Below are 22,388 nucleotides of genomic sequence, written 5' to 3' on the forward strand. Positions count from 1 at the left end.
AACGGGAAATATGCCCGCCGTATCATCAAGTTAGGTCATCATTTGTATATTCATCTGTTTTCGATTCTGACATTTTCCTGTAACAGTGCTTATCTACACTATAGCTGGATGAACAATTCACCATTTAGCGGGGCCTTACTGTGTTGGATTTTTTTCATCAGTTGTTAATCAAAGCCAAACTCGTCGTGAGGCGGGGTCGGAAAGCCACAGGTCTTCCAAGTGAAGATGGCTGGGTTGCATTGCTTGTTTTTTCAATCTAAACATAAGGGAATTTTTATGAAAAAAGCGATGCTATTTGTCGTAGCTTTATTTTTCTCAATCAGTGTGAATGCTGCAACGTTGTCACTTAGTGCAGTCGATGCAGACGGTGCTAGTCAAAACGTTTATTTATCAGACAACGCTGTTGTGCTTGCTGGTGGTACTGTTTCAAATGCGGGTGATTGGAATTCAGCATTCACTCTTTCTACTGATGTAGATACACCTGTTGTCATAGGGTGGTCTTTCAACCCTGCTATCACAGCAGCAACATTAGTGTTTGGTGCTGTCGGTAGCACTGTCTCATATGCCATCACTGAAGACTTCAGTTTTACTGCTGTTTTAGTAACAGGTGTTGATTACGTATTAAGTATTGTTGATGCCACTTCAGGTGCTGTTCAGTATGACGTGTCTGTTTCAGCCGTCCCACTGCCAGCCGCTTTATTTTTATTTGCACCAGCATTATTAGGTTTCTTAAGCCTACGCAAAAAAAGTTTAGCCACTGCCTAAGGTATCTCATACAGTCGTTCAATTAGGGAGCTTCGGCTCCCTTTTTTTATGGTAAATGATGTTGATTAACTCATGCAGTATCACGGCAACATAATGAAAGCTATAGTTTTACAAGCTCGTGCCGATACATAATTATGTGAACTATTTATCGTTGGAAATGACGAAGGTCATGTAAGATGGCACAAAAAGTAGGAGGTAAGAAATGAGTATTTCAGCAACACAAGGCAGCCCAAAGATCAGTATTGATGACTATCTTATGGTGAAGAGTGCTCAAATGAGTAACAACAAAGCCAAACTCGATGGTGCCAATGCACTCAAACTTATCGATTCGGCACTACCCGCACCTACTGCCACTCAAGGTAATAACCTAAATGTAAAAGCCTGATTTTCTCAGGCTTTTTTTTTGCCTGTTATCTCAGAATGGCAACTCAATCTCAGAATAAAAATCTTTGTAAACCAGTTCTGCTCTTAATCGACTTCCCGTCATAAGCAAGGCTTCGGGTTGGCTTACCTCTTTCATCCACTGCTCTGCCTGTTCCTGTTTCACCAGGTTACACACATCCCCTATTGGCCAATGAAAATACACCTCATGTTGTTTCTTTAAGGCCAAAATGTCTTTATCTGTTGTCTCAGGTATCGGCAGATAAGAGCTGAATAGTTCTAGTCCACCCTGTTGTTCAGGATCATCAGCAAAGTACTCCACGCTGACATCCCATCCTCGAACCAATCCTTGTTCTTCATCACCCGTTTCAATACTCACACCCAACATCGCTAGCGTGCCATCATTGATTTTCGGTAATTTTTTCAGAACATCCTGTATAGCTATCACTGCTTTTTTATCATCTGCAGATAACACATCAAAATTTAATAACCAATTGCCCAAACCAATGGCTGATTGAATCAGTTGTTTATGTGTTTTATCGAGAAGAATATTTGCCATTATTCACTTTTACCCTGTTGAGCTTTTTCATAATTTTTTATCCAGTCGCACACCTCTTCTGCAGGCATAGGTTTAGCGATAGCGTAGCCTTGGGCCATGTCACATCCCATATCAAGCAGGTACTGAAAATGCTCCGTTGATTCCACACCTTCAGCAATGATGTCACGTTTAAAAACCTGTGCGAGTTCAATAATGCCTTTAACGATAGCCATATCTTCATCATTTCTCAGCATATCTCTTACAAAGCTCTGATCGATTTTTAATGTCTTCACCGGTAACTTTCTCAGATAAGTCAATGAAGAGTAGCCAGTTCCAAAGTCATCTAATGCAAACGGCACGCCGAGATAATTACTCGCAGCGGCCACAACCTGAGATGTCTGCACGGTTTCCAATGCCGATGTTTCCAATATCTCCAGCTCAATCGATTCGGGGGATATGCTTTCATATTGATTCAGTGATGCTTCCAGCTTCTTCAGAAAATCAGTGTGTTGAATTTGCTTGGCAGACACATTAATACTGACCTGAATATTGAGCCCTTGCTCTTGCCACGCATTCAGCTGTTTCAACGCCGTTTTTAATACCCAATCCCCCATTTCAACGCTGAACTCATGCCCTTCGACGATAGGCAAAAACTCCATGGCACCTAATAAACCTTTTTCAGGGTGTTGCCAACGGATCAGTGCTTCTACCCCGATCACGCGCCCATGACGGAGATCGACTTTGGGCTGATAATACAGACGGAATTCTTCGCCAATTAAAGCCAAGTGTAAGCGCTCCAATTGTGTGTGGTATTCGTGCATTTGCTGATCGAGCTTGGCATCAAATATATGATAGCCATCTCGACCAGCTTGTTTGGCTTCATACATAGCCAAATCGGCATGGCGGATCAGTGTGTCGCCATCGACATTATCAATAGGGTAAATCGCGACACCAATACTGGCCGTCACATGATGTTTTCGGCGATTAAGTTTGATGGGTTCTGCTATTTTCTGGCTCAACCTGGTCAAGATGGGGTCAAGCTCATCAATACTATTGATATTGCTGATGAGTACGACAAATTCATCACCGCCCATCCTGGCAGCAGTATCACCAGAGCGCGTCACTTGCCTTAGCCTTTCTGCCACAGCAACTAAAAGCTTATCGCCCGTTTCATGACCAAACTCATCATTAACCGGTTTGAAGCCATCTAAATCGAGGAAACACACCGCCAAAATTTTCTCGTTGCGTTTAGCAACGGAAAGAGCCTGCTCCAACCGATCTGAGAGTAATGTACGATTTGCTAGCTGGGTCAACGCATCGTAATGCGCCATATTCACTAATAAATGTTCTGTTTTTTTAATTTCGGTAATATCGACAAATAACCCAAGGTAACTGATAATTTCACCTTGAGAATTTTTGATCGCACTAACCGTCAGGATTTCAGCGAAAAATTCCCCATTCTTTTTACGATTCCATATTTCTCCACGCCAGCGCCCTTCTGTTTCGATGCAATCCCACATTTCCTTGTAAAATTCTGAGCTCTGCCTCCCTGAAGCCAGGATTTTTGGATCCTTTCCGATTAACTCGTCCTTTGTATACCCCGTAATTTCTGTAAAGGCCTTATTGACACTGATAATCCGGTTTTCTTTGTCCGTAATAAGAATTCCTTCCCAGGCATCGTTGAACACGCTGGCATGTAATCGAAGCGCTTCTTCGTTTTTCAAGCGATCAGTAATATCGTAAAACCAACCAATATTGCAGTCTTCGCCACCATATTGAATGGGTAAGTATGAAGCCAATGTCCACTTTATTTCCTGGCCTGTTATTTTCAGCTCAGTCAGCTGGTTATAGATTGTCTTACCTTCAATGATTTGGTTTAAGTAGCTTTTTACTACAGAGGGATCAACATAAAATGCAAATGGATTGAGATGGTGTAACTTATCTCTACTTTGATTAACCAGTTCTGCATAACGTTTATTAGCAAAAACAATTTTCTTACGGTTATTGGTGACAATACGAACCGCAATTGGGCTATATTCAAGCAGTTCTCTGAGTTTGGCTGTATTGCTACGCAGCTCATCCTGAATTTTCTTGAAGTAAGAAATATCGGTACTGGTGCCTATCATGCGTTGTGGTTTTAAATTTTTATCACGCTTGATAATCATGCCCCGCGCCATAATCCATTTCCACGAACCATCACCACAAAGTAAACGAAACTCATCTTGATAATTGGCATATTCGCCTGAAATATACCCTCTGAAACGCAGTCTGGCTTGCTCTCTATCCTCTGGGTGAATGTATTCTGATGTCTCGGTTAGTGTGTCTGGGAAACTATCATCCATATAGCCCAACATTTTCTTCCAACGCTCAGAATACGTTGCCTTGCCAGCTTCGAGATCGATATCCCATACACCATCACCGGTCGATTCCAGTGCCAGTTTCCAGCGACTTTCACTTTCAGCTAATGACTTTTTACTCTCAGCAAGTCGGCTGAGATAGGAATCGATACGCTCAGCCATCGAATCAAACGCACTTGCAGCAAGGGTGATTTCATCGTTACCTTTCAGTTCAGCAGCCAAGGCCACCTTCTGACCCGACTCGAAGCGCGTCATTTCACGAGTCAGACGTGTAATACGTGAAATCACATTCTTATTCACAGCCATGGTAATTAACCAACCGGAGATAATCGTCACGGCAAACAACACAGCCATCAAAATCGCTAACAACTGATTAACAGGTTCTACCAAATCATCGACAGGGATGAGCTTAAAGTAATGCCAGTCAATCGGCTTCACTAACATGGAGATAGCAATGTAGTTTTTACCATCAACACTAATATCTCTGGCAGCAAGTTTTGGTGTATGGTCAGTAATCTGTGTTAGCAGCTCTTTAAGCTCGCTTTCAGTATCAAGAAAAGCAGTTACCTGAGCTTCATCAGCTGACTCGAGCTGTTTCTGCCACTGACCGGCGAGGATAAAATGTCCTTGCTCATCAACAAGAAAATGCTGTGTGTCTGGATAAAATTGCTGTGAGTTAAAGGTAAAACCAAGCACATTACTCAGCTGCATATCCTCACCCAGTGATCCAATCCATTGACCATTGACATAGAGCGGATATAAAGCACTGACCATCCATTTTTGATTAACCGGATCAAATAACGGCGGTGTAAATATGTACTGCTTTTCTGGATTTTGAGACGGTGACGTCAACCCTACCCAAGGGGTTTGTGTGTAATCATTGGCAGCATCTTGATCAAACACGAATTGAGGATAGTGAAAATCAAAAATAACCTCACTGCGTAAATCAGGAGATAAGTACCAGACATTTTCGAATGAACGATTAGCCGATGAGCCGAATACTTCCATGACTCGCTTGATACGAAGATGTTTTACTTTTTGCTCATCTGTTAAGGCTGCTGAGTCGGGTAAGAAAATACCAGCATGAACCTGACCGTCATATTGGTCTTCTTTATTTCGCCAAATACCATCATCGTTGAGCTGCATCGTTTCAGAAAAGGTGTCGATTTCCTCATCCGTGACAGGTTTGCTCAGTTCTTGCTGTAATAAACGAGCTAAGCCTTTCAACTTGGGCTCGGCATAACTCAATTTCTGAGTGGTAATATCAACCTGACTTTGTGTAACGGCTAATAGATTGTTTATTTCACGATTAAGAAGCTTTTCTTTGGAATAGGCGCTGACCCATATAGCAGCGGGTATGGATGTCAGCAGAATACTGACAATCACGATTAAACTGAGTTTTTCTCTAATCTGCATCGAGCATTATCTTTTTGAATCCCCTTTTGCGTTCACTCTGGGGTGTTAATTTTTATAAAGTCAGTCTACACAACCTTATAAAAGATGTTTAGTTTTGCTTATTCATAACTGTGATTGAAATCTAGATAAAATACCAAAGAACAAAGACCATATCTTTTGTGCAAGTATTTACACTTACAAATAATATGTTTTCTATAGTAAACACCACTTATAAGTCAATGAAAATAAAAAAGTAATTACCTATATAACAATCGCTTGCATGAATAAGCGACATCCCATGCTATCAAATACAATCCAGTGAAAAAACCGACATGCATCGGCGCAAATCAATCCGAAGTCCGTCAAGAAAAACAATCAGATGCGCAGTAAAGGCAGACCGATAGTGATTATTCAGGCTCGTTTATACACTCATTTTCAATCATCTCGGCAAAATGCTCGATAACCCTCTGCTTTTCACCCTCTTCTGCCACGGCTTCGTTATAGGCTCGCAACATCAAGCCACGAGAAAAGTTGCCCACCGTCATCTTCATCGCTTCATGAATAGGCGTGTTGTTCTGCCGAACCTTCATAAACTGCTTGGCCTTATTTACCCACCCATCACAAGTTTCTTCCTTACTGACACTATCAGCATCAACCATCATGCTAAATAACATAAAGCAAACTAGCGTGATTTTTTTCATGGGGATCACCTCAGACAGGTATGGAGATAAACAAACTATAAACGCTTGGAGGGAATATCTTGGAGAAAGTTGGATGGAACTTGTTCTTTTCAATTATGAGACAATACCGAAAATAATAAAGCCCGCATAAATGCAGGCATTTGTGTACATAATAGATGTCGTTAGACAATGTAATGGTGGGGCTGCGTCAATCAAATAGTAAGCATATATATGATTTAACTGGGTTTAGTTGAAAAGTGTAATTAGAAATACCCCATAAGATACCCCACATTAATCTTCTTATGTTTCTCTTTGCAGCAGCAAGCTCAAGCTAGTTGTTTTACGATGGCCCATATTATTTTGATATCAATGAGTTCATTGGATTGTTCAATTTCTCACCTACATGGTTGCAGTTAGCCTTTAGCATTGATACTCAATGACGTCGTTCAGACATGGATATTACATGCTTGAGGTCCTTTGAAAGCATACCCAATCGCAAACCTTACCCGGTCTCCTTCTCTGATCGCATCCCACATATCATCTTGAACATTTTCTGCGGGAAAAAATATATCGTAACCAGTTCCATCAATTATTAAAAAGCCAAAGCCACTCCTCTTTACTCTGACTACTCCTGAATGCTGAACTTTTTCACCCCCTCTCGTATCGTAGGCACGAATATCGATTTTACTATTGTGCGGTAACCGCGCTTTTCTGAGGTTTTCAAAGATTTCAAGCGCCTCTTTATGCTTGTTCTCATCGTGTGAAAAAAAGGCATATCTGGCATACCAGAATTGAGCTTGGAAATTACTATCGCCTGGGGTGAATCCCCTTCTATAGTGGTAAAGCAACGAGTCAATATCCTCAGGGAAATGGTTTCTGAGTAGTTCAGCATAATGATAATTAAGGCGATGATCAGAGCGTTTACGTTCCAATGCTGATTGCAAGACTTCTTTTGCTCCCTCCGGTTGTTTCCTTTCAACATAACTGTCAGATAGCCTGATTGCTATATATGGTTCTCTATCACTTTCTTCAAATGCTTTTTTGAGAGCCTTAAAGGCTGCCTCATTATCATTGACTAAATTCGCAAATCTTTCTTCAAGTTCCAGAAGGTGACTGTCGGAGGGATATTGTCTTTTATTTTCTGTAATCTCATGCTGAACTCTTCTTATAGCTTCCCTGATAGTATAGGAGGTGGATGATTCTTCATTGATGATGTCTTCAAGCTGGGAAATTGATAGCTCGACATAACTACTTGAAATATAGCTTGTACTTCCCCATTTTTTTGCAATTGTTTCAAGGTATGATCGTGACTCAAGCCTAAATTTCTTTTTTAGCTCTAGGTCATCAGTTAAATAGCTTTTGTCTCTCCATACAACACTTAAACTATGAAGAATACTTTGATCGTAAGGGGCCTGTTCACTGGCCTCAATTAGCAAATCTTTAGCTCTGTCTAGGCTACCGTTTGGTCTCAACCGTTCATAATTTGCTATTTGCTGGAGTAAGTATGGCTCATCACCAATAGATGCCCGTGCCTGTGAATATATTGAAACCACATCTTCATGATCAGGAAATAATTCAATCAATGATTTAGCACGGATCAGAGATCTGAATGATGACTTATCTGAGCTAAAAGATATATTAAGTTTATTGACTATTCTGATGTATTCTTGATATCGGTCGTCGTTATTTGAAAGAGCTCTTCGAAAAACAATCTCGGCAATTTCTGAGTGGCGTGCATAGTAATGGATGTCGTCAACGTTACCTCCTTTGGCTATGACTACTTTTTCTAGAGGCTTATAAAACCTTCTATTAAAGTCCTCAAAAGAAATTTCGTGAATCCTTGACATCAGACCAGCCCTAACAGGAACTTTGAGCCTGTTGAGTGTGCAAACGGTCAGATAAATTCTTTTAGCACTCTCTGGATATATATTGTTGTATTCATTGAATATTATATCTTCAAAGGGTTCCCCCATTGTTGCCTCATGAAGGGCTACTAGGAGTTGTCTTCCGTGAATTTCTTTAAATTCTAAACACCGCTGCTGATGATTCTTATCTCTGAGATTAGGTCCTAGCGAGTCATGTTCTTCAAGTTTTCTAACTAATGAATCAATTTCTTCTTCAGAAAGATATTTCAGCTCAAACTTATCAGTTACTAATTCATCCAGTTCTTCACAACGAGTATTCCATTCGTTGTATCTTTCACTACTGACCAAAGTAACATTCAAGTTTTTTTCATCGGCTTTTGTAATAAAGCGATTTATTGCCTGAGCATTTATCGCAGCATCATCCCAAAACAGAAAAACACGCTCTGCAGACTTTGAAATAAGCTCCTCAATAAGGTAGGGATCAGGACTCGCATTATCGTTTACCCAGAAAATTATCCCCAAAGATGAATCAGCTGCTTTCGTGGCGAGCTTTCTTAGAAGCACGCTCTTTCCGGCTCCTGCCTCACCTTTAACCAGAAAAAAATCTACAGCACCTTGCCTTCCTATCTCAGGGAGAGATAAAGCATATTCAAAGATAGCATCTTCCAGCTTCCTGCTGATTGCCAAGTCATCAAGTATAGGGGACCACCCTTGGTTAATGCCTTTAAAAAAATCTTTTGGGTTAGCTTTTGCTGCAGAAAGCTGCGGTGTGATCCACTGTACTTGAACTTCAAGAAAATCAATCAACTCTTCAGAAGGCTGCACATGAGAATTAAAAACGCTTTGAATAGGGTGTGTTTTGGCAGGACGAATTAATGATAAAGCTCGCTCATTGTCTGGAATAGAACTTTCTATTTGATTCAAAAAATCCTCGAATCCAAGATCCAAAGCGGTAATTTTTTTCTCTGCCCAAAATTCTCGTTCTATTTGCTCAACCCCCGGTTTCAGGAGGTAATGTCTTTGACCATGAGGAGATTCTTTTTCCAACATATGCATTACGAATCTGATGTTATGGTCTTGCAGGCTGTGACCTACAAATACAATGGTGTTTTCATACGCTAACTCATAAAGATGGGTAAAAAGTCTTTTTCTAGATGCAAATGAGTCGTTGTACTGATCTGTAGTTAATATCAAAGGCAGCTTCTGGTCATGTGTTCGTGTTACACAGCCATGAAGCTTCAGATAAGGTAACTTTTCATTGGATGTCCGAGTATCATCAAAATTATCCTCATTACTCATTATCACATTCAGCTTTTGTACCGGGCTTTGGTGATCTTCGTAACACTTCTCGATTAATAGATCATAATTAGTCGTGAAGATTGCTCTCCACCTCAAGGATGGCAACAAGTTATGGAATTCTGCTTGTTGGATTCCACTAAGATAATCCTTGATAAAATCTTGAACATCAATTAATGACGCATGAGAAATTGCCATCGCAGACACATGTGCCAAGTCCGAGTCTCTGAATTTTTCGTTTAAAAATTTAGAACAAAGAACATCTCGAAGATCATTGCCGAGAGGTATTGGATTCGAAGGTAACGTCGCTCCGACCAATGCCCCCGAACCAAGGAAAAGTACTACTCTCCCCTCCCTAATCCTGTCTACTAAAAGATTTAAATCTGTCATTCTTTACCACTTATTCGAGCATCCTAAATCGGAATTGAATGATTACACTCGAAGCTCGTTAGGTCAAATTGTAGTGGTTCACTGATCCCGGACACCATTTAAGGAGGTAATACAAAAAAATCAAGGGGTCAGCAAACTTGATTTTTGTTCAGCCTGTAGTCAATACAGATTGTCCTAAGAATATTAACTTCATGGCCCAGCCCAACCAAGAATCGCTTACATGATTTATTTAGTTGGATTTTTAGCTGGAAGGATATTCAATACATTTTCCTCAAATTGCTTACGGGCATCTAGCAATTCTTTACTGTATTTGCCATTACGTGGTGTGACATTTAGGTAATGTTGCAGAATATACTGTGCGCGATGTCTCTTATAAGTTTGAAGGTATGGGGTTATTTGTTTTAATAAACTCAGTGCCTGACGATTATAGATAGCATACGTAAGACTTGGTGTATGGTGGCTTTGGGCAGTTTTCTTTTTTAGTGATTTTCCCAGCCACTACTCTAGCAAGGACATAATCCAATAGCTCTCGTTCAGTATTACTGATTGTTACAGCCAATTGCCTATTTTCATTTTTATGTTTTCGACAAAGGGTTACTGTGCCTTCACCATCTATAAGTCCTGCAATATATGCAGCATCAATAGCCGAGAGTTCAGCTGTAACCTTGTAGAGAGACATTCCATTACCTCGTCTTTTGGGCTAACTAACATTTAATAAATAGATTTTAGGTTGAGTTTAAGCATAAAACCTAACAAAACATAATTATACAATGTCTCAACTGTTGGGTTTCGCTATGGCTCTACCCAACCTACGTCACAGATCATCAGGCACAAAAAAACCACCCGAAGGTGGTTGTTTTGTATTTGGTGGAGGCGGCGGGACAGTGATTCCTGAATTTTCATTCAGGCCTGGACTATTCCTTCATCTGATAAATCAGATGGAGAGCGTTTGTGAGTATCTGTTTTACTATCAACCCACCCTAGTATTCCATGAAGACAAGTCTCGTTAGGAACCTATGAGTCTCTAGCCGGCTTACTGGTTTCCCATTCACCGGACGGCGTTGGCATAGGACCCTTGTCCCGTAGCGTTCACCGTATGAGCTCTCTTTTTCCAATAGGGATCACTCCCTATGGCGACCATTTTACTAATCGAACCCGCGTCCGCAGATCCTCCGCCTTCGGATCTACATGCTTATTTCATCTATTAATTTAACTACCTGCTACCCGATGAACAGGGAAAACAAGTAGCGATCTTGTAAAGTTTTAATCTCTTAGTACCAAGCATACCTTGAGACGATCTTGTGAGAGTCGACGCCCGATACCAGACGCACAAGCACGGATCTGGTCGGACGGCATTCACTGGTTATTAAGCAGCTAGTGCGTAGTTGTTATCGTTAGCAACTAATTTAATTCCAGTCTTTTTTACGAGAGAACTGAAGTACTCGGCATGCACCTTAGGTTTTGTAATCCCCGTCGAAGCCAGGTCGCCCCCAAAGTGTTGAACTCTTATATTGTAACGGATGTGACGTTTTTCAACCAGTGAAAACTTATCTTGCTTTCAGAATTCTGGCTTTATCACGATTCCAGTCGCGATCTTTTTCGGTTGCGCGTTTATCGTGTAGTTGTTTACCTTTAGCCAGCGCAATTTCAATCTTGGCCATGCCCTTTTTCCAGTACATATTCAAAGGAATAAGTGTGTAACCTTTGCGCTCTACCGCACCAATCAGTTTGTGTAATTCAGCACGATGCAGCAGTAATTTACGGTCACGTTGCGGCTCTGGTTTGATATGCGTTGATGCTGTTTTTAACGCGGTAATGAGTGCGTTAGCTAACCAGGCTTCACCATTGCGAACGTGCACATAGCTCTCGTTGAGCTGAGCTTTTCCATCACGCAGGCTTTTCACTTCCCATCCTTCGAGAACGAGTCCTGCTTCAAATCTATCTTCGATGAAAAATTCATGCCGTGCCTTGCGGTTCACTGCGATGGTATTTTCGCCTACTTTCTTTTTATTCTTTTTCGCTGCCATGTGGATATTATAGAGTGTTTAAACGGCGGCTTCATTATTTATCATTCATAACAACAAAATGAGTGCAGTTTGTTGAAAGCCAAATATTTTGGGTACAATCGAATGAATTTACTATTTTGAGGCGACCGAATGGCTAGACCAACCAAGTCGATTCATGGCGAGTGGACATCTCGCTGGGCATTTATTCTTGCAGCAACAGGATCGGCTGTTGGCCTGGGAAACATATGGAAATTTCCTTACATCGCTGGTGAAAACGGTGGCGGTGCTTTTGTTTTAGTTTATCTCTTATGTATTGCTATTATCGGTGTGCCACTGATGATGGCTGAAATTCTGATTGGTCGACGTGGTCGACAAAACCCCATGAATACCCTGAAATCCATTGCCGAAGAAGAAGGCAAGAGCAAACACTGGCAGTGGCTTGGTGGCATGGGGGTATTAACCGGCTTTTTTATTCTTTCGTATTACAGTGTGATTGCTGGACAGGCGATGGCCTATATTCCCCGCGCATTTGCGGGGGTGTTTGAAGGGGTCACTGCTGACGGTGCCATTAGTATCCATAAAGCCTTAGTCAATGATCCAGAACGCTTATTGGCCTGGCACACCATCTTTATGCTGATGACGGTAGCTATCGTTATTCGTGGTGTTCAGCATGGCTTAGAAAAGTCTGTTCGCATTATCATGCCCGCCCTATTTATTATCATTTTGATGTTAGTGGGATATGGCTATAACACTGGCGAATACTTTCATCAAAGTATGGACTTTTTATTCGCGACTGATTTTTCTAAGCTGACACATACAGGCGTGCTGACCGCAATGGGGCACGCCTTTTTTACATTGAGCTTGGGGATGGGGGCCATAATGGTTTATGGGTCATACCTGCCTCAAAAAGCCTCTATATTCAAAGTCTCTCTGACTATTTCTGTGATGGATACAGGCGTGGCATTACTTGCTGGCTTGGCGATCTTCCCTCTCGTATTTGCCAATGGTTTAGAACCAGGACAAGGACCCAGTTTAATTTTTGATACGCTACCAATTGCCTTTGGTCATATGCCGGGCGGTGAGTTCTTTGGCGGTATCTTTTTTGTCTTATTATTATTTGCTGCCTGGAGTTCTGGCATTTCACTGGTTGAGCCAATTGTTGTATGGTTAGTAGAAAATAAGAATATGACAAGACTCCGAGCCAGCGTGTACTCAGGTGCCATAATCTGGTTATTAGGTCTGCTGACAATCTTCTCATTTAACATCGGCCGGGAATGGACATTATTCGGATTAACGATGTTTGAGTTGCTTGACTACCTTACAGCGAATATTATGTTGCCTTTGGGCGGATTACTGATAGCCTTCTTTGCAGGCTGGGTAATGAAGCGACAAAGCTCGATGGATGAGCTGGGATTGGGCAATGGAGTGCTGTATTCGACTTGGCGAGTACTTGTACGTTTTATTACACCGATTGCAATTATGATTGTCTTTGCCAATCTTATCGGTCTTCTGAATTAATTAATGACGTAACCGGATTTCAATGACTACCATCACACGAAGCTCTCTGGTCATGTACACACCTGATCAAATGTTTGATTTGGTTAATGATGTTGAAGCCTATCCACGGTTTTTGCCTTGGTGTCGCGACAGCAGAATTATCAGTAAAAATGAAGATGTTATTTGCGCCTCACTGGATATAGCCAAAGGCGGCATTCATCATGAATTTTCCACCAGGAACGTGCTCGATCATGGCAATGCCATTCGGATCGAGTTAATTGACGGCCCCTTTCGTCACTTAGAAGGCCATTGGCAATTTAAGCCTATTGGCGATAATCAGGGATGTCGTGTCCAGCTTGATATGGACTTCGAGTTTTCTACCCGCTTATTAGACTTAGCATTAGGCCCTGTTTTTACTCAAATCTCAGGCTCATTGGTAGAAGCTTTTTGTAAACGTGCACAGGAAATCTATGGAAAACGCTGATTTAATGCTAATTGAGGTAGCTTACGCGCTACCGAATGAACAAGTCATTATTCCTATCGAAGTCCCTAAAGATTGCGTCGTAGAAGAAGCAATCAAACGCTCTGGCATCTTAGAGCGTTTCCCACAAATCGATTTAAAAACAGATAAAGTCGGTATTTTTGGCAAGATGTGTAAGCTGAATGCCGAGTTGAATGATAAAGACCGTATCGAGATATATCGTCCATTAATTGCTGATCCGAAAGAATCACGTCGCCAGAAAGCAGAAATGGAGAAAAAGAAAAAAGCAGCGGCTGAATAATCAGCCCTGCTTTTTGTATACGGCCTGTGATTCGAGCAAATCCATTTCCTGCTGTGTAAATCCTGCATCTAATCTGGCCTCCGTATGAAACGGGCCACGAATCTCACCATTGAAGTAGGTATGAAGTAAGGTTTTAAACGTCTCGAAAGGGTCCACGCCCCGTTGCTCGCACAGAAAATTAAACCAGCGAGTACCGATGGTCACATGACCAATCTCTTCTTCCAAAATCAGTGTCAAAATATCAAACGCTTTATGATCACCTGAGTTTTTTAACTTCTTCATCATCGAAGGTGTGACGTCTAATCCCCTCGCCTCTAACACGCGAGGCACTAATGCCATCCTTGTCAGTGGATCATGGTGTGTCTTCTGAGCCATTTCCCACATACCGTCATGGGCGGGAAAATCACCATAATGAAATCCCATGCTTTGCAAATGTTCATCTAATAATAAAAAATGATGTGCTTCTTCATAGGCGACTTGCATCCAGTCCAGGTAAAAAGCCTCGGGCATATCAGCAAACCGGGCTGTCGCGTCCAGTGCCAGATTAATCGCGTTAAACTCAATATGACATATGGCGTGAATCAGTGTGGCATGGCCTGTTTGTTGATTATTACGTCGACGCGGTAATGCTTTGGGTGGGACTAAGTCTGGTTTATCTGGTCTGCCCGGTATCGTCGGTACATCAAGTGATTGTCGATTAAGATAAAAACCTTCTTTATTTATTTGCTCGAAGAGCGTTCTTGTGTGCTGTGCTTTCTGCCATGGGTCATTCATCAACAAACACCTTAAGGCTTGTTGACGCACATCAATATTATCAACCATCTAATCTTACTCTTGGGTCAACTAATGTATAGGAAATATCTGTCAGTACCAGCCCCACAATGTACAAAACCGATCCTAGAAAGACCATTGAACGCACGATAGCAAAGTCTTGGGCCTGAATAGCATCAATGGTGTAACTGCCTAAGCCGGGAATACCAAAGAAGGATTCAAGGATTAAACTTCCCATAAACAAGGTAGGTAAAACCACTACCGCCCCAGTTAAGATGGGTATCATGGCATTTTTCAGAACATGTACAAATAACACTCTGATTTCAGATAAGCCTTTCGCTCTGGCAGTGCGAACATAATCCTTTGAGACTTCTTCCAGAAATAGAGTGCGGTACCAGCGTGAGCCTGAGCCAATACCAGAAACGATACCAATAAAGACAGGCAAAATAACAAATTTAAAGGCATCTAACCCTTGTGCGTAGCCTGATAACGGAACAAGCTGCATGATCTTTCCCACCAAAAACTGGCCACCGATGATGTAGAACAGCCCAGAAATAGACATCAGCACAACACAGAGAATGACCCCACTCAGATCGAGATAACTGGCTCTGAAAAAAACCATCAGCATGGCAAAGGTGATATTGGCCAGCATACCAATAATGAAAACGGGAACCGCTATCGCCAGGCTGGGCCACATACGTGTTTGAATATCTTCGCCAATATCGCGGCCATCATCTGCCTGACCAAACTCAAAGGCGAACAGACTCAACGATTTATCAAAGAATATCGTATCGGTGAGTTTATCCATGCCCTGCTGCTCATGGTTCCAGAGCAACGCCTTGTTATATCCCCTCTCTTCTTTCCAGACATTTACCGCTTCTTGAGTGACGTGCTTTTCACCCAGATGCATTCGCGCCATATCATCCGGCGTATTAACCATAAAAAACAGAGCAAAGGTGAGCGCATTGACCCCGATTAAAATCGGAAACGCATAGAGAATCCTTCGGACAATATAAGCAAACATAGATTAACCAGGTTATTTCATCAGTTTTGACTGATGCATCTTAAGCATCAATATGTATCTGTTTCACATTATGACGCTATGAAACGTAATGAGAAAGGACTATTACATATTTGCAGACTCACTGTTATGCGTTTTATTAATTCTGCCCTTAGTTTCCCTGATTTAATGCATGTCAATTATTTAGAAAATTAGCATTTACTAATACACAGAATTTGTTATCGTGTGTTTCATCATCTGTAAACAATAACGAGGTTGTTATGAACCTAACTGCAATGGATTTGGTGAAGCGAGCCAAAAGTGAAATTAATGAAATCAGCTGTGAAGAAGCAACATCCATGTTGGATAGTGCCACGGTCATTGATGTCAGAGAACCAACAGAATATGAGGCAGGCCATATAGCCAATGCGCTGCCTATTCCCAGAGGTATGCTGGAGTTTTCACTGAATTCTCACCCATCACTGACTAACCTTGAGCAAGCTATTATTGTTTACTGCAAATCAGGCGGAAGATCCGCATTGGCTGCCCAAACGTTACAAACGATGGGCTATCAACATGTTTACTCTATCGCGGGTGGATTTGATGCTTGGCTACAGACGAATAACTGAGGAATATATCATGCGTAGATTTTCTTACATCTCATTTTTGTTGCTGACACTCTCGTTTTTACCCCTGGTTGCCCAGGCAGAATCCACGCAAGTAATGATTAGAGCAATGGCTGTTGATGCTAAATTTATCGGCACGAGTGTGGGCGGCGTTCGGGTAACTATCAAAGATGCCGAGACAGATGAATTACTCGACGAAGGTTGGATTCATGGTGGCACCGGTGATACTGATCGTTTAATCAAAAATCCAGTTCAACGTGGCGATATGCTTGCAGATAATAATACTGCTGGCTATCTGGCAACGGTAGATATCGATACGCCACGTCTGGTCAAAATTACCTTGTTCGGCCCCTATGCATACCGCCAGTCTCTACAAGAGGCCAGTGTCACTACCTGGTTGATCCCCGGCAAAGATTTATTAGGTGACGGCATCACAATCAAAATGCCTGGCTTTATTGCTGACGGCTGGACACAGGTCTTACAGGACGGTGTTGTTGAGTTCTATCTGAATGCTTCATTAATGTGTGGCTGTCCTATTAAGAAAAATGGTCTGTGGAATCCAGATGATTATGAAGCTAAAGCCATTGTGATGCAGGATGAGAAAAAGATAGATGAAATTCCATTAAGCTTTACAGGGCCCATCGGCATCTTCTCAGCAAAAACCCAATTGAATAAGAATGGTCACTACAAAGCTATTCTTTATGTTGTAGACACAAAAACAGGCAATGTCGGTGTTGACCGGACCATGTTTGAAATTAATTTAGACTGATAGTTGTAACAATCGCAGCATGAATTCGTCTTATCAAGACAGCATTCTGCAGGAGAAGAAAATGGCGCACCCATCATGTCCGGTCTCAGGAACAGGCCTTGGACTACGCCGACAATTTATTGAAGAACTCTTAGAATTGGGCAATCCTGATATCGACTTTATGGAAGTCGCGCCAGAGAACTGGATGGGACTCGGTGGCAAATATGCCAAGCAATTCACGGCTGCTTGTGAACGCTTTTCGATGATGTGTCACGGTTTATCACTGTCTATAGGTAGCCCAGCACCACTAGATGTCGCTTTTCTCAAACAGTTGAAACATTTTTTCGACAAGCATCAAATCGTTAGTTATAGCGAGCATTTAAGCTTTTGCAGTGATGATGGCCACCTTTATGACTTAATGCCAATTCCGTTTACTGCTGAGTCTGTTCGTTATGTGTCAGAGCGTATTAAGCAGGTTCAGGATATTCTGGAAAGACAACTTATTATAGAAAATGTGTCGTATTACGCCGCCCCAGGCCAAGAAATGACTGAAGTTGATTTCACACGAGAGGTACTAGAAGAAGCAAATTGTGGTCTGTTATTAGATGTAAATAATGTTTATGTGAACAGTATCAATCATGGTTATGACGCCAAGCACTTTATCGATGCGATGCCGACGGATCGAATTGCGTATCTCCATATTGCCGGACATTACAATGAAGCAGAGGATTTGATTGTCGATACTCATGGTGCTGATATTGTCGACCCTGTCTGGCAGCTCCTCAGTCATACTTACGACCGGCATGGCATTATCCCTACCCTGCTCGAGCGTGACTTTAATATTCCTTCTCTGTCACATTTGTTTGATGAGATGACGATCATCAGAAAATATCAACAACAGCCATATGATATGCAGGCTCGACATGGCTAATCAGTTTCAAGAAACACAATATCAGTTTGCCGCCTATATCCGAGATCCTGAACATCAGCCTATTCCAGACCAGCTGGAAAGCCGTCGAATGGCGATTTACCGCGATTTATTTTTTAATAATATTGACAGCACCTTATCCAGTGCTTTTCCCGTTATACGGCAACTGATGAACGAAAATGACTGGCTGGCACTGGTCAGATCCTTTATGAAAAATCATTTTTGCCAATCACCTCGGTTTGTTGATGTCTCAAAAGAGTTTATTGAATATTTGAATCAACAGCATGACGTAAATGAAACCATGCCTTTTTTGCAGGAGCTGGCTCATTATGAGTGGGTTGAATTGGCATTAAGTATTGCCGAGGAAGAATGGGAATGTAGTGAGATTGATAAAATAACCAATATGTTGGCCATGTCTTATCAAGGCTCTCCCCTGGCCTGGCTATTAAGTTTCCAATTTCCTGTACATCAGATTTGTGATGATTTTCAGCCGACCACGCCATCTGAACAGCCTCATTATCTGCTGGTATATCGCAATAAAACGGATGACGTAAAGTTCATCGAACTCAATGGTTTAAGCGCACATCTCTTCGAGCAAATCAGCCAGGGAGAAGACGTTGAGTCGGTTATTGATGCGATTGCCGAAGCCATGCCACAACTTGATTATCGGCTGATAAAAAATGGCGCCAAAGAGTTAATAACAGACTGGTTATCAAAAGGCATTTTACTGGTAAGACAGGCATAAAAAAGGCCGGGATAATCCCAGCCTTTTTTATTCTTATTAGATTCGCGCTTAGGCAGTCGCTAATTCAATCGCTTCAGCAGAAAGACGGGTAATTTCATCCCAGTTTTCCGCATCAACTAAGCTTGCAGCACACATCCATGAGCCACCAACACAACCTACATTAGGAAGACTGTAATAGTCCTTCACATTTTTCTGGTTGACACCACCCGTTGGGCAGAAGGTGATTTGTGGAATCGGCGCACCGATTGATTTCAACATTGGCACACCACCCGCGGCTTCAGCAGGGAAGAATTTCATTGCTGTGATGCCTTTTTCAAGCAGCGCCATTGCCTGGCTTGGATCGGCCACACCAGGTAATAAAGGCACGCCGGTTTTTAATGCTGCATCAATCAATTTTTCTGTGGTACCAGGGCTGACGATAAACTCAGCGCCTGCATCAATCGCTGCATTGAGTGTTTCGATGTTGATGATAGTACCAGCACCAACGATAGCATCAGGCACTTCAGCTTTGATGCGACGGATAGATTCAAGTGCTGCATCTGTTCTTAAAGTAATTTCCAGAACCTTCAAACCACCTTTAACCAAAGCTTTAGCTAAGGGCACAGCATGTTCAACATTATTGATAACCATCACCGGTACAATCGGCGATACTTTCATGATCTCTTGAATTGTTTTAGACATTGATTAACTTATTCCAAATAATTATTCGACATTAAACATGTTGATGGCACCTGTTTCAGCTGATGAAACGCCTTGGCGGAAACTATCAAACAGTTCACGGCCCATGCCATAGTGATGTTCAGTATTAGCCAGTACACAAGCCATACGTGAGTTCAGTTCTTCTTCGTCGACCAACACATTCAACTCACCACGTTGTGTATCAAGACGGATCATATCGCCATCACGTACTTTGGTGAGGATGCTACCATCAGCACATTCAGGACATAAGTGAATAGCAGAAGGCACTTTACCCGATGCACCAGACATACGGCCATCAGTCACAAGCGCGACTTTAAAGCCTTTATCCTGTAATACACCTAATGGTGGTGTCAGTTTATGCAGCTCAGGCATACCGTTTGATTTTGGTCCTTGGAAACGCAGGACAACAATCACGTCTTTATTCATTTCACCACGTTTGAATGCTTCAACGACATGGTCTTGATTATCAAAGACCATCGCAGGTGCTTCAACAACCTGATGTTTAGGATCAACGGCAGATATCTTAGACATACCACGACCAAGATTACCTTTGATAAGGTGTAAACCACCACTTGTAGCAAACGGTGCAGGAACACTACCGATAACATCAGTATCAAGTGAGGCTTCAGGACCTTCTTCCCATGTCAAAGTACCGTCTTTCAGTGTCGGTTCTTTAGTGTATTGCTCCATGCCTTTCTCATCACCGATGGTGATGATGTCAGTATGCATTAAGCCGTGTTTAGATAATTCACGAATCAATACACCCATACCACCAGCAGCCTGGAAGTGATTCACATCGGCAGTACCGTTCGGGTAAATACGTGTCACTAATGGGATGATTTTTGACAGACGGTCAAAATCGTCCCAGTTAATGATGATGCCAGCTGCACGTGCAATCGCGATTAAGTGAATAGTGTGATTCGTTGAACCACCTGTGGCTAACAGACCAACCAAGGCATTCAATATCGCTTTCTCATCGATCATGTGACCAATCGGACGATAATCATCACCCAATGCTGTAAATTTGAGTGCTTGTTCGGTTGCGCGTTTGGTTAATGCATCACGCAGTGGCGTGTTTGGATTAATGAATGAGCTACCAGGAAGGTGAAGCCCCATCATTTCAACCATCATCTGGTTACTATTCGCTGTGCCGTAGAATGTACATGTACCCGGGCTGTGGTATGACTCTGACTCAGCTTTCAGTAATTCGTCACGGCCTACTTTGCCTTCAGCATAAAGCTGACGAATACGTACTTTTTCTTTATTGGGTAAGCCGCTCGGCATAGGGCCAGCTGGAACGAAAACGGCCGGTAAATGACCGAAACTCAATGCACCAATCAACAGACCAGGGACAATTTTGTCACAAACACCGAGGTACATTGCCGCATCAAACATGTTGTGGCTTAGGCCAACAGCCGTCGCCATAGCGATAACGTCACGGCTGAAAAGTGAGAGTTCCATGCCGGGTTGACCCTGTGTAATACCATCACACATGGCTGGAACACCACCAGCAAACTGGGCTACCCCACCTGCTTCAGTGGCTGCTTTCTTGATGATTGCTGGGAAATCTTTGAACGGCTCATGCGCTGATAGCATGTCGTTGTAGGAAGAGATAATCGCAATATTGGCTTTTTGATCAGCAGCTAAGTCTGCTTTCTCTGACATCGAGCAGGCAGCAAATCCATGAGCTAAATTACCGCAGCCCAATACAGCACGATGAGGGCCTTTTTGAATTGCCTCATCAATACGGGCCAGGTAAATATCCCGTGTTTTTTTGCTTCTCTCGATGACGTCATTGGTGACGGCTTCTAAAACTGGATGAACCATACTTTCCTTCTCTCTTAAATGCTTTGCCTGAATATATGCAAAGATAATTGCGGGTTCGGGGTACCCTTAAGAATCTACGTAAAGACCCGATATTATAACGCTAATACTCATTTTTAGCACGCTGTTATCAAAAACTTACCCCGCAAATGCGCTATGAAAAAGTATCAAATTCTCATTATTATTATTTCAAACACGACGCAATATGGCAGAAATGCTGGCTGTGATGAACTTCACATTCTGCCTTTCAGCTGATGAGAAAGAGACAAAAAAGTTTTGCTCCTCGTGTTATCTAATAGCGCTTCAGGTATCATATCCGGCTTTAATTTTTTACCGAAAATACTATGACAACTGAAACAAAAGCGATGCGACAAATACGTAGTTTTGTTCGCCGTGAAGGCCGTCTGACACCCGGACAACAGCGCGCTCTGGATAATCACTGGCCCATTTTCGGTATTGAAGACGACACAGATTTATCTGATCTCAATGCCCTTTTTGGTCGCACCGCACCTAAAGTTATCGAAATAGGTTTCGGTAATGGTGCCTCATTGATTGAGATGGCTAAGAATCATCCAGATCATGACTATATAGGCATAGAGGTTCATCGTCCTGGTGTCGGTCAGTTACTCAAAGGTATCGACGATGAGCAGCTGAGCAATGTCCGGGTTGCTTGCACCGATGCTGTTCAACTTCTTAAACAGCGCATCAAAAATCAGGCTCTCGCCCGTGTTCAAATTTACTTTCCTGATCCGTGGCATAAAAAGCGCCACAACAAACGGCGAATTATCCAGCCTGAGTTTGTCAATGTCCTGGCAGACAAATTAGAACATGGTGGCCATTTACATCTGGCAACAGACTGGCAAGATTATGCGGAACAAATGCTTGCAGATGTCTCCTCCAATACTCGTTTTCAAAATACAAGCCACGACAATACTTACATCGAACGTCCTGATTACCGTCCCCTGACCAAATTTGAACAACGTGGTCATCGCTTGGGACATGGTGTCTGGGATTTGGTTTTTAAGCGGATATAAGCTGAGATTGATAAAAGCTTGCACCTGTCAGGTGCTTGAGATACTTTATCAACTTGTTCAA

General features: G+C 42.2%; 20 protein-coding genes, 1 other RNA gene and 1 riboswitch. Of the genes, 10 read left to right on the top strand and 11 right to left on the bottom strand.

The window, feature by feature from the left end:
* Nucleotides 1–163 precede the first annotated feature (163 nt).
* A riboswitch (cyclic di-GMP riboswitch) is annotated at nt 164–242 on the top strand.
* A 34-nt stretch (nt 243–276) separates the two neighbouring features.
* Both B3V56_RS06025 and B3V56_RS06030 read left to right on the top strand, forming a co-directional pair.
* Nucleotides 277–765 carry a hypothetical protein gene (locus B3V56_RS06025; protein ID WP_289284062.1) on the top strand — a complete coding sequence of 163 codons (489 nt, stop codon included), beginning with the start codon at nt 277–279 and terminating at the stop codon, nt 763–765.
* 202 nt (nt 766–967) lie between these two features.
* Nucleotides 968–1,150 carry a hypothetical protein gene (locus B3V56_RS06030; RefSeq protein WP_289245040.1) on the top strand — a complete coding sequence of 61 codons (183 nt, stop codon included), beginning with the start codon at nt 968–970 and terminating at the stop codon, nt 1,148–1,150.
* Nucleotides 1,151–1,180: 30 nt separating this feature from the next.
* Here B3V56_RS06030 and B3V56_RS06035 read toward each other — a convergent pair whose 3' ends face one another.
* The 7 genes from B3V56_RS06035 to smpB all read right to left on the bottom strand — a co-directional run bounded on the left by B3V56_RS06035 (nt 1,181) and on the right by smpB (nt 11,694).
* A complete protein-coding gene (locus B3V56_RS06035) occupies nt 1,181–1,705 on the bottom strand; it encodes a hypothetical protein (protein WP_289281814.1) in 525 nt (174 codons plus the stop codon).
* Nucleotides 1,705–5,457 carry an EAL domain-containing protein gene (locus B3V56_RS06040; protein ID WP_289281813.1) on the bottom strand — a complete coding sequence of 1,251 codons (3,753 nt, stop codon included), beginning with the start codon at nt 5,455–5,457 and terminating at the stop codon, nt 1,705–1,707. Before B3V56_RS06040 ends, B3V56_RS06035 begins: the two co-directional genes overlap by 1 nt.
* Before the next feature lie 386 nt (nt 5,458–5,843).
* Nucleotides 5,844–6,137, bottom strand: coding sequence for a hypothetical protein (locus B3V56_RS06045; RefSeq protein ID WP_289281812.1), 294 nt, complete (start codon nt 6,135–6,137; stop codon nt 5,844–5,846).
* Nucleotides 6,138–6,562: 425 nt separating this feature from the next.
* Nucleotides 6,563–9,667 carry an SIR2 family protein gene (locus B3V56_RS06050; RefSeq protein WP_289284063.1) on the bottom strand — a complete coding sequence of 1,035 codons (3,105 nt, stop codon included), beginning with the start codon at nt 9,665–9,667 and terminating at the stop codon, nt 6,563–6,565.
* A 424-nt stretch (nt 9,668–10,091) separates the two neighbouring features.
* Nucleotides 10,092–10,346 (bottom strand): LAGLIDADG family homing endonuclease, encoded by a 255-nt coding sequence (locus B3V56_RS06055; RefSeq protein ID WP_289281809.1) that lies wholly within the window; start codon nt 10,344–10,346, stop codon nt 10,092–10,094.
* A gap of 467 nt (nt 10,347–10,813) precedes the next feature.
* Nucleotides 10,814–11,151: a transfer-messenger RNA gene (ssrA, locus tag B3V56_RS06060) on the bottom strand.
* Between the two features lie 63 nt (nt 11,152–11,214).
* Entirely contained in the window at nt 11,215–11,694 is a 480-nt protein-coding gene (gene smpB / locus B3V56_RS06065) for an SsrA-binding protein SmpB (RefSeq protein ID WP_286304966.1), read from the bottom strand.
* Between the two features lie 129 nt (nt 11,695–11,823).
* On the opposite strand from smpB, the gene B3V56_RS06070 reads away from it, so the two are divergent.
* Genes B3V56_RS06070 through B3V56_RS06080 form a run of 3 tightly spaced genes read left to right on the top strand, consistent with a single transcriptional unit; the run spans nt 11,824 to nt 13,952 of the window.
* Nucleotides 11,824–13,191: a sodium-dependent transporter gene (locus tag B3V56_RS06070; protein ID WP_289281807.1), complete on the top strand. Its 1,368-nt coding sequence runs from the start codon at nt 11,824–11,826 to the stop codon at nt 13,189–13,191.
* A 22-nt stretch (nt 13,192–13,213) separates the two neighbouring features.
* Nucleotides 13,214–13,654, top strand: coding sequence for a type II toxin-antitoxin system RatA family toxin (locus B3V56_RS06075; RefSeq protein WP_007145456.1), 441 nt, complete (start codon nt 13,214–13,216; stop codon nt 13,652–13,654).
* Nucleotides 13,641–13,952, top strand: a complete 312-nt coding sequence (locus B3V56_RS06080) for an RnfH family protein (RefSeq protein ID WP_284722449.1) — start codon at nt 13,641–13,643, stop codon at nt 13,950–13,952. Before B3V56_RS06075 ends, B3V56_RS06080 begins: the two co-directional genes overlap by 14 nt.
* Here the strand turns inward: B3V56_RS06080 and B3V56_RS06085 are convergent, their stop codons facing one another.
* Nucleotides 13,953–14,774 carry a ferritin-like domain-containing protein gene (locus tag B3V56_RS06085; protein WP_289281806.1) on the bottom strand — a complete coding sequence of 274 codons (822 nt, stop codon included), beginning with the start codon at nt 14,772–14,774 and terminating at the stop codon, nt 13,953–13,955. It lies immediately after the preceding gene.
* The gene (locus B3V56_RS06090; RefSeq protein ID WP_289245051.1) at nt 14,767–15,747 is read right to left on the bottom strand and encodes an ABC transporter permease; all 981 of its coding nucleotides are present in this window, start codon (nt 15,745–15,747) and stop codon (nt 14,767–14,769) included. The genes B3V56_RS06085 and B3V56_RS06090 overlap by 8 nt, the downstream gene beginning before the upstream one ends.
* 257 nt (nt 15,748–16,004) lie before the next feature.
* Here B3V56_RS06090 and B3V56_RS06095 point away from each other — a divergent pair, with 257 nt between their 5' ends.
* The 4 genes from B3V56_RS06095 to B3V56_RS06110 all read left to right on the top strand — a co-directional run bounded on the left by B3V56_RS06095 (nt 16,005) and on the right by B3V56_RS06110 (nt 18,770).
* Nucleotides 16,005–16,352 (top strand): rhodanese-like domain-containing protein, encoded by a 348-nt coding sequence (locus B3V56_RS06095; RefSeq protein ID WP_289281805.1) that lies wholly within the window; start codon nt 16,005–16,007, stop codon nt 16,350–16,352.
* A gap of 10 nt (nt 16,353–16,362) precedes the next feature.
* Nucleotides 16,363–17,118, top strand: a complete 756-nt coding sequence (locus tag B3V56_RS06100; protein ID WP_289281804.1) for a hypothetical protein — start codon at nt 16,363–16,365, stop codon at nt 17,116–17,118.
* A 61-nt stretch (nt 17,119–17,179) separates the two neighbouring features.
* Nucleotides 17,180–18,028 (top strand): DUF692 domain-containing protein, encoded by an 849-nt coding sequence (locus tag B3V56_RS06105; RefSeq protein WP_289281803.1) that lies wholly within the window; start codon nt 17,180–17,182, stop codon nt 18,026–18,028.
* Nucleotides 18,021–18,770, top strand: coding sequence for a DNA-binding domain-containing protein (locus tag B3V56_RS06110; RefSeq protein WP_289281802.1), 750 nt, complete (start codon nt 18,021–18,023; stop codon nt 18,768–18,770). The genes B3V56_RS06105 and B3V56_RS06110 overlap by 8 nt, the downstream gene beginning before the upstream one ends.
* Before the next feature lie 48 nt (nt 18,771–18,818).
* Here B3V56_RS06110 and B3V56_RS06115 read toward each other — a convergent pair whose 3' ends face one another.
* Together B3V56_RS06115 and edd are read right to left on the bottom strand one after the other, a co-directional pair.
* The gene (locus B3V56_RS06115) at nt 18,819–19,451 is read right to left on the bottom strand and encodes a bifunctional 4-hydroxy-2-oxoglutarate aldolase/2-dehydro-3-deoxy-phosphogluconate aldolase (protein WP_286304973.1); all 633 of its coding nucleotides are present in this window, start codon (nt 19,449–19,451) and stop codon (nt 18,819–18,821) included.
* A gap of 21 nt (nt 19,452–19,472) precedes the next feature.
* A complete protein-coding gene (gene edd, locus B3V56_RS06120) occupies nt 19,473–21,296 on the bottom strand; it encodes a phosphogluconate dehydratase (RefSeq protein WP_286304974.1) in 1,824 nt (607 codons plus the stop codon).
* Nucleotides 21,297–21,637: 341 nt separating this feature from the next.
* Here edd and trmB point away from each other — a divergent pair, with 341 nt between their 5' ends.
* On the top strand, nt 21,638–22,327 hold the full coding sequence (gene trmB / locus B3V56_RS06125; RefSeq protein WP_286304975.1) for a tRNA (guanosine(46)-N7)-methyltransferase TrmB: 690 nt from the start codon (nt 21,638–21,640) through the stop codon (nt 22,325–22,327).
* Nucleotides 22,328–22,388 lie beyond the last annotated feature (61 nt).

This window comes from Methylophaga sp. UBA2513, assembly GCF_002341285.1.
GTDB lineage: Bacteria > Pseudomonadota > Gammaproteobacteria > Nitrosococcales > Methylophagaceae > Methylophaga > Methylophaga marina.

Coding starts and splice junctions, on each gene's coding strand:
- B3V56_RS06025 (WP_289284062.1), top strand. CDS start 277: ATGAAAAAAGCGATGCTATTTGTCGTAGCTTTATTTTTCTCAATCAGT.
- B3V56_RS06030 (WP_289245040.1), top strand. CDS start 968: ATGAGTATTTCAGCAACACAAGGCAGCCCAAAGATCAGTATTGATGAC.
- B3V56_RS06035 (WP_289281814.1), bottom strand. CDS start 1,705: ATGGCAAATATTCTTCTCGATAAAACACATAAACAACTGATTCAATCA.
- B3V56_RS06040 (WP_289281813.1), bottom strand. CDS start 5,457: ATGCAGATTAGAGAAAAACTCAGTTTAATCGTGATTGTCAGTATTCTG.
- B3V56_RS06045 (WP_289281812.1), bottom strand. CDS start 6,137: ATGAAAAAAATCACGCTAGTTTGCTTTATGTTATTTAGCATGATGGTT.
- B3V56_RS06050 (WP_289284063.1), bottom strand. CDS start 9,667: ATGACAGATTTAAATCTTTTAGTAGACAGGATTAGGGAGGGGAGAGTA.
- B3V56_RS06055 (WP_289281809.1), bottom strand. CDS start 10,346: ATGTCTCTCTACAAGGTTACAGCTGAACTCTCGGCTATTGATGCTGCA.
- smpB (WP_286304966.1), bottom strand. CDS start 11,694: ATGGCAGCGAAAAAGAATAAAAAGAAAGTAGGCGAAAATACCATCGCA.
- B3V56_RS06070 (WP_289281807.1), top strand. CDS start 11,824: ATGGCTAGACCAACCAAGTCGATTCATGGCGAGTGGACATCTCGCTGG.
- B3V56_RS06075 (WP_007145456.1), top strand. CDS start 13,214: ATGACTACCATCACACGAAGCTCTCTGGTCATGTACACACCTGATCAA.
- B3V56_RS06080 (WP_284722449.1), top strand. CDS start 13,641: ATGGAAAACGCTGATTTAATGCTAATTGAGGTAGCTTACGCGCTACCG.
- B3V56_RS06085 (WP_289281806.1), bottom strand. CDS start 14,774: ATGGTTGATAATATTGATGTGCGTCAACAAGCCTTAAGGTGTTTGTTG.
- B3V56_RS06090 (WP_289245051.1), bottom strand. CDS start 15,747: ATGTTTGCTTATATTGTCCGAAGGATTCTCTATGCGTTTCCGATTTTA.
- B3V56_RS06095 (WP_289281805.1), top strand. CDS start 16,005: ATGAACCTAACTGCAATGGATTTGGTGAAGCGAGCCAAAAGTGAAATT.
- B3V56_RS06100 (WP_289281804.1), top strand. CDS start 16,363: ATGCGTAGATTTTCTTACATCTCATTTTTGTTGCTGACACTCTCGTTT.
- B3V56_RS06105 (WP_289281803.1), top strand. CDS start 17,180: ATGGCGCACCCATCATGTCCGGTCTCAGGAACAGGCCTTGGACTACGC.
- B3V56_RS06110 (WP_289281802.1), top strand. CDS start 18,021: ATGGCTAATCAGTTTCAAGAAACACAATATCAGTTTGCCGCCTATATC.
- B3V56_RS06115 (WP_286304973.1), bottom strand. CDS start 19,451: ATGTCTAAAACAATTCAAGAGATCATGAAAGTATCGCCGATTGTACCG.
- edd (WP_286304974.1), bottom strand. CDS start 21,296: ATGGTTCATCCAGTTTTAGAAGCCGTCACCAATGACGTCATCGAGAGA.
- trmB (WP_286304975.1), top strand. CDS start 21,638: ATGACAACTGAAACAAAAGCGATGCGACAAATACGTAGTTTTGTTCGC.